The sequence below is a fragment of the Caballeronia sp. ATUFL_F2_KS9A genome (assembly GCF_023630765.1).
Lineage (GTDB): Bacteria > Pseudomonadota > Gammaproteobacteria > Burkholderiales > Burkholderiaceae > Caballeronia > Caballeronia zhejiangensis.
The window spans coordinates 469994-480863 of sequence record NZ_JALQEK010000001.1; the positions used below are offsets into that span (position 1 = coordinate 469994).

Here is a 10870-nt window from a genome sequence, read left to right on the forward strand (position 1 = left end):
GTCAGGCTTCGAGCGCGGCCTTCGCGCACAGTTCATCGGTGACGAGCCCCGACAGCCACTTTCCCTTCAACGCCGCGACCAGTGCTTCGCGCTTGCGCTCGCCGCCCGCGAAGCCGATGGTCGGACGTTTGGGCGGCGAGTCGAGCGCGAGGCTCGTCGCGCGCGCGCCGGTCTTCGATTGCACGCGGCGGCCGTCTGCATCGATCGGCAGGCCGAGCCATTCGGCGACCGCGCCTGCCGACATCATTTCATCGACTTCCGCGCGCGTGATGAAGCCGTCCTCGTGCAGCGGGCAATTCACGCCCACGTTGCCGATGCCGACGAACGCCACGTCCGCCTTCTGCGCGAGTTCGCCGACGATGCGATACAGCCGGTGATTGACCCACTGCGCGCGCTCGGCGACGTTATCTGCCATGAGCGGCGCGGGCAGCATGAAGTGCTTGCCGCCGGTCTTTTCCGAAAGCTGCTGCGCGACGTCGTAACGATTCGACGAGCCGTCCTGCGCGATTGCGCCGACCATCGACACGAAACGATGCTGCGGCCGGTCGATCTGTCCGATCTGCGCGACGCAGGCTTTCAGCGTGCGCCCGCTGCCGATCGACACGACGAGCGGCTTTTCTTCGAGCAGATAGCGCTCCATGACCTGCGCGCCGGCGACGGCGAGCTTGCGGTCGACCTGTTCGGGCGCATCGCCGTCGATGGGCACGACTTCGCACATCGCGAGGCCGTAGCGGTCGCTCAGCGCTTTGGCGAGCGAAAGACAATCGGCGATGCGGTGATCGACGCGCACGCGGATCAGGTTTTTTTCGACCGCGAAGGCGACGAGGCGCTGCGCCACCGGACGCGAGATCTGGAGCTTTTCGGCGATCTCGTTTTGGGTGTTGCCGGCGACGTAGTAGAGCCACGCTGCGCGCGTTGCGAGATCGAGTTTTTCAGTGGATTTGGGCACTGGGGGTTTGGTTTTCGGTTCTTGGTTTTTGATTTTCGCTTTCTGGCGAGGGTGTTTGTCGTGGAATCCTGATTACGTGTCGGTCTATTAGCACTGCCCCTGTGCGGGGCGGCAGTCACTTTCTTTGCTGCTGCAAAGAAAGTGACCAAAGAAAGCAGCTCCCGATACGCCCGCGGTCACACGCAATTTGGGTAGTCCTCTCGTCCATCGTGGGCTGCCTAAAGAGTGCCCTCATAGGCCCCATCGGGCTTGGCTCGCGCACGGTCTGTCTCATCGCACCACACACCAAACTGGTTCAGCACCAAATAGCTCCGGCCCGCTTCGCGGCCGACCGGTCAATCGGGTCCGCGCGTGCTTCTCTACTAACGTCTCCATCTCACTGCAATCGCCGCCCTTTGGTTTCCCTTGCATACCCAACGGCAGCGCGTAGCGCTGTGCCGAAGCTCTTTCGTGCTGAACCAGCGGCCATCTAAAACCAGCTCGTCAGACCGTGCGCGATCCAAGCCCGATTGGTCCTTTGAGGGCGACACTTAGGCGAGTGCCACCGAGGACGAGAGAACTACCCAAATTGCGTGTGACCGCGGGCGTGTCGAGCTGCTTTCTTTGGTTACTTTCTTTGCAGCAGCAAAGAAAGTGACTGCCGCCCCGCACAGGGGCAACGCTAATAGACCGACATGAAAACGGGGATCCGGCGAAGAGAAACAAAGCGCCAAACCCCGCACCGCCCACACGCTTCATAGAAGCTCAATACCAATACAAAATCAAGCCAACCGCGGCCGCGCCGAATCGAACAACGGCCTCACATGCTGATACAGCTCCCGAAACCCCTTCAACCGCTGCCGCAGCAACGCATGCCGTTCGGAATTCGGCGTGAATTCCTGCTTGATCTCGGGCTTCGCGAGCACCGTCGCCGGATCGCCGCCCGCCGCAAGCCACCCGAGCCGTGCCGCGCCGAGCGCCGCGCCGGTCTCGCCGCCGCCGTGCGTGCGCGTCGGGGTATCGAAGGCATCGGCGAACATCTGCGCCCAATACGCGCTACGTGCACCGCCCCCGAGCATCGATAGCGCGCGCGCCTGCGTGCCCGCGGATTGAAGCGCATCGAGGCCATCGGTCAAGGAGAGCGTCACGCCTTCGAGCACCGAATAGCCGAGCAACGCGCGATCGGTCGCGTGCGTCATGCCGAAGAACACGCCCTGCGCATACGGATCGTTGTGCGGCGTGCGCTCACCACTCAGATACGGCAAAAACAACGGCGCAGACGACAAAACATCGACAGGCAAAGATTCGATTTCCGCGAGCAGCGTCGGCTCATCCGTCGATGTCAGCTTGCACACCCAGCGCAAACAGCTTGCCGCCGACAGCACCACGCTCATCTGATGCCACCGATCCGGAATCGCGTGACAGAACGCGTGGACGGCCGAAGCCGGGTTCGGCCGAAAGCGATCGCCGATGACGCACAGCACACCCGATGTGCCCAGCGACAGAAAACCATCGCCCGGATCGGTCGCGCCGATGCCCACCGCGCTCGCGGCATTGTCGCCGCCGCCCGCCGCGACGATCACGCCTTCGCGCAAGCCGAATTCGCGCGCGAGTTCGGGCCGCAAGGTGCCCGAGGGCGCGCTGCCTTCCGCGAGCGACGGCATCTGCCGGCGCGACATGCTGCACGCGGCAAGCAACTCGTCGGACCAGTCGCGGCGCGCGACATCGAGCCAGAGCGTGCCCGCGGCATCGGATGGATCGGACACTTTCGTGCCCGTCAGATGCATCCGCAGATAATCCTTCGGCAACAGCACGCACGCGGTCTGACGGAAGACATCGGGTTCGTTGTGCGCGACCCAGAGCAGCTTCGGCGCGGTGAAGCCAGGCATCGCCAGATTGCCGGCGATCTCGTGCAAGTTCGGCGCGCGCTCGTAGAGCTCGGCGCATTCCTTGTCGCTGCGCATGTCGTTCCACAGGATCGCGGGACGCAGCACCTTGTCCTGCGAATCGAGCAGCACGGCGCCGTGCATCTGACCGGACAGACCGATGCCGCGCACCTGCGCGAACTCATCCGGGAATTTCTCGCGCAGCTTGAAGAGCGCGGCGCGCGTGCCTTCCCACCAGTCGAGCGGATTCTGCTCCGACCAGCGCGGCTTCGGACGCGAAACGGTGAACGGCGTGCCGGCCGTGCCGACGACGCTGCCGTCGCTCGCGAGCAGCAGCACTTTCACTTCGGAGGTGCCGAGGTCGATGCCTAAGTACATGAACGGACCCTTTGTCGTTGCCGGAATCGAACTTGGTCAGAAACCAGGCGGGACGCCATATCGGCGGGAGGCGCTAATTTAACGCCACGCGCGACGCCGCGCCATGAGCACATTACCCGAGCGGCGCGGCTTGCAGTTTCGCGATGCCATTAACGCGGCGATAACAGCGGGCTTATGGCCGCTTATGGCCGCTTGCCGCCTACGGCCGATTGGCGAGCCATGCATCGACTTTCGCAATCGCGCTGCGCATCACGCGTTCGAGGCCTTCGGTCTGCGCCATGCTGCCCCACAGGAGCTTGTCGCTCGTGAAGGCCTTGACCGGATCGGGCGACGTGAAGAAGCCGTGCGCCACCGCCGGATCCATCACGCCATCCTGATACGCATACGGCAGCTTGCCCTCGTGCCAGCGTTCGAGAAAGCGGAAGAAGAGCGCAGGCAGGATCGCGGTCGAATCGGGATCGACCTTGCGCGCGAAGCATTCCGAGAGCGTCGGCGCGATGAAGCCCGGCAGCTTCGAGAAGCCATCCGCCGCGACGCGCTGGTTCGTGTCCTTGATGTACGGATTGCTGAAGCGGTCGAGCACGACATCGCGATATTTCTCGAGATCGATCGGGCTCGGCGTGAGGCAGGGAATCACGTCGTCGGTGACGTAGGCGTCGGCGAGCGCGCGGATTTCCATGTCCTGCGTGCCTTCGTGAATGTATTGCAGCCCGACGAGCGTGCCCGCCCACGCAATGCAGCTATGGCTCGCATTGAGGATGCGGATTTTCGCCTCCTCATACGGATGCACCGATTCGACCATCTCCGCGCCGACCTGCTCCCACGCGGGCCGCCCGGCGATGAAGCTGTCTTCGATCACCCACTGGATGAACTTTTCGCCCATCACGGGCGCTTTGTCGTCGAAGCCGGTCGCGGCCTTCACGCGTTCGGCGACGTCGGGCGTCGGGCGCGGCGTGATGCGATCGACCATCGCGTTCGGACACGACGTGTTCGCGATCATCCACTCGCGCAGCGCGGTCTCGCCGCGCCGTTCGAGAAATTCGAGCATGCCCGCCTTGAAGCGGTCGCCGTTGCTGCGCAGGTTGTCGCAGTTCTGCAGCGATACCTGGCCCGCGCCATTCTTCATGCGCGCATCGAGGATCGCGGCGAGCGCGCCGTAGATCGTGGTTTTTGCGCCCTTGAGGTCGGCGGCGAGATCGGGGTTCGCGGTGTCGAGCTTGTCGTGCTCGTCGAGGTAATAGCCACCTTCGGTGACGGTGAACGACACGATCTTCGTCTTCGGGTCCGCGCCCACGGCGACGAGTTCGGCGAGATCCGCGGACCACGGCACGACCTTTTTGATCGCGCGGATCGTCTCGTATTCGCGCTCGCCCTTCGGCGTGACCGTTTCGAGCGTGTATTCGCCGTTCTGCGCGGCGAGGGCATCGAGCACGGCGTTCATGTCGCCGCGAATATTCCCGACCGCGAGCGACCAGCTTTTGTCGCCCGACTCGTTCAGTCGATGCAGATACCACGCCTGATGCGCGCGATGAAAAGACCCGGCGCCGATGTGCAGGATCACGTTGGCTTCGTTCGTCATGTCGTCTCTTCCTCTGAATGGCGGCGCGCCCGTTCTTCGCGGGCGGCTGGTCGCTTTGGCGCCACGACGGCGGCGGTCAAGGCGGTTTGAGTGAGCATTTGCTCGTTCGATGATCGAATGATCGTATTCGGTTCGGCGAAAGTCAAGGCGCGAGGTGGCGTGGGGTTTGCCGCAATGCGGCGCAATTCGCGCGCCTTTGAGCGTTGGGAAGGCGAGTGGTGGAGCGCTCGCGAGCGGCGTTGCAGTGCAACAAGCGATGCGGCAGCGGGAGATCGGGAATAACCCCTAGCGGTGATGCTTTCGGCACTAAGCGAGCCGGATGCCCTCGGATCGGGGGCGCTGTTCGAGCCGATTTCCCAGCGCGTGGATCTGCGCCTTCATGAAATCCTGTCTTCGCGTCGGTCTATTTGCACTGCCCCTGTGCGGGGCGGCACCTACTTTCTTTGCTGCTGCAAAGAAAGTAGGCAAAGAAAGCAGCTTTTCAGGCCCGCGGTCACACGCAATTTGGGTAGTACTCTCGTCCCCGGTGGCACTGGCCTAAAGAGTGCCCTCATCACAATAGCGGGGCTTGGATCGCGCACGGTCTGACGAGCTAGTTTTCCAAGGACACTGGATCAGCACGAAACAGCATCGGCACAGCGCTACGCGCTGCCGCCGGGTCTGCAAGGGAAACCATCGGTTTGCGCGCGCAGTGCGCTAAAGATGTTAGGAGCGAAGCGCCTGCCTCCCCGATTGACCGGTCGGCCGCGAAGCGGGCCGGAGCTATTTTGTGCTGAACCCGTTTGGCGTGTGGTGCGATGAGACGGACCGTGCGCGATCCAAGCCCGATTAGGTGTGTGAGGGCACTCTTTAGGCAGCCCACGATGGACGAGAGGACTACCCAAATTGCGTGTGACCGCGGGCGTATCGGAAGCTGCTTTCTTTGCTTACTTTCTTTGCAGCAGCAAAGAAAGTGAGTGCCGCCCCGCACAGGGGCAGTGCTAATAGACCGACACGAAAACGGGATCCAACGACAACCAAGACCCCGAAAAAAACACGTCACCGCGCATGCAAACTCGGATGCGCATCAAACACCGGTCCTTGCACGAAATGCACATCGAACTGCTGAAGCGCATTGAACTGCGCCTCATCGCAGACATTCGAAAAGATGAGCGGAATCCTCAACCGATGTGCATACGCCACGAGATGCTTCACCACCGAATCCCGTAAAGCCTGCGCCGCATCCATCTTGATGAAATCGAGCCGCGCCATATCCGACACTGCCATGATCTGCCCGGCATTCGGCAGATTCCCCGCGACCTTGAATCCGTAATGCTGATAGCTCTTCGTGAGATACCCAAGAAACGTCTTGTGCGCGACCGCCGCCGCAGGCAATTCGATCACCACCCGCGACGGGTTCATCCCGAACTCCATCAGCACGGAAGAGAAGTGCAGTCCGTGGTCATACTTCACGCTCTTCAATAGCCGCTCATGCACGCGCAGAAACAAAAGCCCCGGCCGATGCGGCCCGAAGAAATTGAACGCATGCAGCGCGCGCGACAGCCGGTCCAGCACGACCAGCTCGCGATCGTCTTCCAGTTGTCCGAACGGATCGCGCGGCGCATCACCCTGAATGAGCGTCAACGCCTGCACGCCGAGTTCGTCGCCGAAACGCTCCGCGCTCTCCGGCGATGCGCTCAAAGTCTGCGGAAAGCTGTGCGTGCCGACATCGAAGATAGGCTCGTAGGCGCTCGAAATGCACAGATCGCGGTAATGCGCGATCGCCTGACCGGCGTGCTCGTTCTCGCCAAGCACGACATGCGCGCCGAGAAACGGATGTTCCGCGGCGCGGGCGACGAGTTCAGGCAAGGACGGGGCGATCATGGATGGAGCGTCGAGTTCGTGAGGCGTGCCGTACCGGGCAATTTTCATTCGAATGGTCGATGGTATCAGCGCGCAACGCCGCGTCCAGCACCAAATTCACATATTGATATGCGCGGCGAGGCCCGTCGATTAAGGGTATACGATGAATTTCACTAATCGTAATTGGTTTTACCATCCGTAAATCGCAGCGACGACATGCCGCGCACGGCGCCGTCGCCTGAACCGTCGCACTTTTCGTCGAGGATTCCGACCATGCCAACGTTCGAGACGCACACGGACGCGAACCAGCACTATCAATCGGGTTTCGCCAACGACTTCGCCACTGAGGCGCTGCCGGGCGCGTTGCCGATCGGCCGCAACTCGCCGCAACGCGCCGCTTACGGCCTGTACGCCGAGCAGCTTTCGGGCACCGCGTTCACCGCGCCGCGCGCGCACAATCGCCGTTCGTGGCTCTATCGGATACGTCCGGCGGCCGTGCACAAGCCGTTCACGCGCATTCCCGCCGACATGCTGCGCGCCAAACTCGTGGCCAATTTCGCCGATGTTCCGCCGACGCCGCCGAACCAGTTGCGCTGGGATCCGCTGCCGATGCCCGCCGCGCCGACCGATTTCATCGACGGCTGGGTGACGATGGCCGGCAACGGCGCCGCGGAATCGATGTCCGGTTGCGCGATCCATCTCTACGCCGCGAACCGCTCGATGCAGGACCGCTTCTTCTACAACGCCGACGGCGAATTGCTGATCGTGCCGCAGCAGGGACGTCTCGCGATCTTCACGGAACTCGGCAAGCTCGATATCGAGCCGCACGAAATCGCGGTGATTCCGCGCGGCGTGCGCTTTTCGGTGACGCTGCCCGATGGCGAAGCGCGCGGCTACATCTGCGAAAACTTCGGCGCGCTGCTGCAATTGCCCGATCTCGGTCCGATCGGCTCGAACGGGCTGGCGAATCCGCGCGACTTCCTCACGCCGAACGCCGCGTATGAAGACCGCGAAGGCAGGTTCGAACTCGTCACGAAGATGAACGGCGTGCTTTGGCGTGCGGACATCGGTCATTCGCCGCTCGATGTCGTCGCGTGGCACGGCAATTACGCGCCGTACAAGTACGATCTGCGCCACTTCAACACCATCGGCTCGATCAGCTACGACCATCCGGATCCGTCGATCTTTCTCGTGCTTCAATCGCCGAGCGACACGCCGGGCGTCGATTCCGTCGACTTCGTGATCTTCCCGCCGCGCTGGCTCGCCGCGGAAGATACGTTCCGGCCGCCGTGGTTTCATCGCAATGTCGCGAGCGAGTTCATGGGACTCGTGCACGGCGTCTACGACGCGAAGGCCGAAGGCTTCGTGCCCGGCGGCGCGAGCCTGCACAACTGCATGTCGGGGCACGGGCCGGATGCGGAAACGTTCGAGAAGGCATCGAAGAGCGATACGTCGAAGCCCGCGAAAGTCGACGCCACGATGGCCTTCATGTTCGAGACGCGCACGCTCATCAAGCCGACTCAGTTCGCGCTCGAAACCGCGCAGTTGCAGGCGAATTATTACGAGTGCTGGCAAGGTCTCACGAAACACTTCAACCCGGAGCAACGATGATCGACGCGCTGAAGGCCACACTCGCGCCCACTTTGAAGAGCTGGATCGAATCCGCGAACGATCCCGCGAGCGACTTCCCGATTCAGAACCTGCCGTTCGGCATATTCAGCGACGCGGTGAACGCGCAGCCGCGCGCGGGCGTCGCGATAGGCGACTGGATCGCCGATCTCGCCGTGCTCGAAGACGCGCGTCTGATCGATGCGCGCGGCACGTTCCACGCATCGCGCCTGAACGACTTCATCGCGCTCGGACGCGAGACGTGGCGCGGCGTGCGTATCGCGCTGTCCGCGTTGCTCGCGCACGGCAATGCGACGTTGCGCGACGACGAAGCCTTGCGCCGCCGCGCGCTCGTGCCGCGCTCCGATGCGACGATGCATCTGCCGGTCGAGATTCCTGGCTACACGGATTTTTATTCGTCGAAGGAGCACGCGACGAACGTCGGCTCGATGTTCCGCGATCCGAAGAACGCGCTTCTGCCGAACTGGTCGGAATTGCCGGTCGGCTATAACGGGCGCGCGTCGTCGGTGGTCGTGAGCGGCACGCCCGTGCGCCGCCCGAACGGTCAGATCAAGCTGCCGAACGAAGAGCGCCCGATCTTCAGCGCGTGCCGCAAGCTCGATATCGAACTGGAGACGGGCTTCATCATCGGGCGCGGCAATGCGCTCGGCGAGCCGATCGCGTGTGAGGACGCGGAGGCGCATATCTTCGGCATGGTGCTGCTCAACGACTGGAGCGCGCGCGATATCCAGCAATGGGAGTACGTGCCGCTCGGCCCGTTCAACTCGAAGGGCTTCGCGACGACGATCTCGCCGTGGATCGTCACGCTCGATGCGCTCGAACCGTTTCGCACCGCGACGCCCGCGCAGGATCCGCAACCGCTCGCGTATCTGCGTCACGAAGGCGATCACGCGTTCGATATCGAACTGGAAGTCACGCTGCGTCCGGAAGGCGCGCACACGCCGACGACCATTTCACGCACCAACTTCAAGCTGATGTACTGGTCGATGGCGCAGCAGCTCGCGCATCACACGGTTGGCGGATGCAATACGCGCGTCGGCGATCTGATGGGATCGGGCACGATAAGCGGGCCGACGCCGGATTCGTGCGGCAGCCTGCTCGAAAGCACCTGGAACGGCCAGCGGCCCGTGAAGCTGGAAGAGGGCGGCGAGCGCGCGTTTCTACAGGACGGCGATGAAATCACCCTGCGCGGATGGTGCCAGGGCGAGGGATATCGCGTGGGCTTCGGCGAATGCGCGGGGCGGATTTTGCCGGCGCGCGGGTGATCGATTACGAAGGACGGAGCGGCCCGATTGGGCCGCTTCACGCAATACACGGATTACATCGAGCAGCGTGAGTGTGAGTTGCTCGAGCACTCGGCTATGAATCGGCAACGCGTGCCGCACTTAAGAGGGTGCACCGCCCGTGCTTGCGGATAGCTTCTTCGTCATCTTCTTCGTCGCCGCGGTCGCGCAGATCGCAAGCGCCGCTGGCCGCATCGACCCGTTGCCCCATTCCCTGCGCGCTGACTTTTCGCACGATTCATCGCGGGCCTTTCTCCAATTCGCGATTTTCGCTTCGAGTGCGGCCTTGCGCTCAGGATGTTCGCCGATCTGCTTCTCCACGACCTGCTGCAGGTCGCGCTCGGCGACGATCTGGTCGCGCCACGCGCAGAAATTCATGCTGGTCTGACTTGAATCGCAATTGTTTAGCAGTGCGCCGACTTCACTGGCCGGCAGACCGCTGCGGGCCGCGATCTCGTCGGCCGGCGTCTGATCGGCACGCGCGGCGGCCGACATCATCAAGAGTAACCAGAAGCAATGTTTTCTCACGGTGCGCTCCGTCGCTGGAACGGGGCGGTCTCCAGCCGACGCCGGTTTACGAGACCATTCGACCGCACAGCGGAAAGTCGACGCCCACGAGCGTCGCGCGGATGGATATAGACGCGATGATTCATGTGCGACACGACGCCCGCATCATCGTTCTGGTTCGCCGAGCGCAGTGCGTCGAATGCACCGGCATTGCCGACATTGTAGGTGTAGCCCACAAGCTCATCGAATTGCGCCTGCGTCAATTCTCGCTGTGTGACGGTTCTACGTACCTGGGCTTCTGCTCGGCCGACTCCCGTAGCCAGCTGCGCATTGACCTGAGCTGGCGTAACCGGGCGGCGCAGTTCTTCGGCCGTGCATAGCCCTGTGTGTGCGAGCGTGCCCACGCCGAAGGTGCAGTTGTTCGCTTGATCGTTGTAATAGGCCATGACCGCGTGTTCCCGCGTCCGCAGCTCGGCCCGGCCTGCCTCGCTCAGCTGCATATTTTCGTTTGCCATCGCCGCCCTCTCGTAGCGCTGTTCGTGGTCCGTCGCGTCAGTCGATCCGCTTCGTGCGACAAGCGGCTCAAGTCGTCAAAAAAAGAAGGTAACGAATTGCGTCGAATAACGGCGAGGCGATCTGTAAATCTTCGTAGAATTCTGCGACGCGGCTTCTTCGGGTTGCTTGAATGGTCGCTCGCTTTCAGTCGAATAACGCAATCTATTGCCGTGAAGCTGGAAGAGGGCGGCGAGCGCGCGTTTCTACAGGACGGCGATGAAATCACCCTGCGCGGATGGTGCCAGGGCGAGGGATATCGCGTGGGCTTCGGCGAATGCGCGGG

The 10870-nt window shown here is 62.7% G+C and carries 8 protein-coding genes; 2 read left to right on the plus strand and 6 right to left on the minus strand.

The window, feature by feature from the left end:
* Position 1: 1 nt before the first annotated feature.
* The 4 genes from NCS67_RS02215 to NCS67_RS02230 form a co-directional block, all read right to left on the minus strand.
* Entirely contained in the window at positions 2-949 is a 948-nt protein-coding gene (locus NCS67_RS02215) for a sugar-binding transcriptional regulator (RefSeq protein WP_008351245.1), read from the minus strand.
* A gap of 761 nt (positions 950-1710) precedes the next feature.
* Entirely contained in the window at positions 1711-3192 is a 1482-nt protein-coding gene (xylB, locus tag NCS67_RS02220; protein WP_034474392.1) for a xylulokinase, read from the minus strand.
* A 199-nt stretch (positions 3193-3391) separates the two neighbouring features.
* Positions 3392-4771, minus strand: a complete 1380-nt coding sequence (gene dalD, locus NCS67_RS02225) for a D-arabinitol 4-dehydrogenase (protein WP_244807727.1) — start codon at positions 4769-4771, stop codon at positions 3392-3394.
* A 1038-nt stretch (positions 4772-5809) separates the two neighbouring features.
* The gene (locus NCS67_RS02230; RefSeq protein ID WP_008351242.1) at positions 5810-6634 is read right to left on the minus strand and encodes an EAL domain-containing protein; all 825 of its coding nucleotides are present in this window, start codon (positions 6632-6634) and stop codon (positions 5810-5812) included.
* Between the two features lie 252 nt (positions 6635-6886).
* On the opposite strand from NCS67_RS02230, the gene hmgA reads away from it, so the two are divergent.
* Together hmgA and fahA are read left to right on the plus strand one after the other, a co-directional pair.
* A complete protein-coding gene (gene hmgA, locus NCS67_RS02235; RefSeq protein ID WP_250433880.1) occupies positions 6887-8224 on the plus strand; it encodes a homogentisate 1,2-dioxygenase in 1338 nt (445 codons plus the stop codon).
* Positions 8221-9507, plus strand: a complete 1287-nt coding sequence (gene fahA / locus NCS67_RS02240; protein WP_175982827.1) for a fumarylacetoacetase — start codon at positions 8221-8223, stop codon at positions 9505-9507. The genes hmgA and fahA overlap by 4 nt, the downstream gene beginning before the upstream one ends.
* 120 nt (positions 9508-9627) lie before the next feature.
* Here fahA and NCS67_RS02245 read toward each other — a convergent pair whose 3' ends face one another.
* Complete coding sequence (locus NCS67_RS02245) at positions 9628-10053, minus strand: lysozyme inhibitor LprI family protein (RefSeq protein ID WP_034472982.1); 426 nt, start codon at positions 10051-10053, stop codon at positions 9628-9630.
* Positions 10050-10547: a lysozyme gene (locus NCS67_RS02250; protein ID WP_250433881.1), complete on the minus strand. Its 498-nt coding sequence runs from the start codon at positions 10545-10547 to the stop codon at positions 10050-10052. Before NCS67_RS02250 ends, NCS67_RS02245 begins: the two co-directional genes overlap by 4 nt.
* Positions 10548-10870 lie beyond the last annotated feature (323 nt).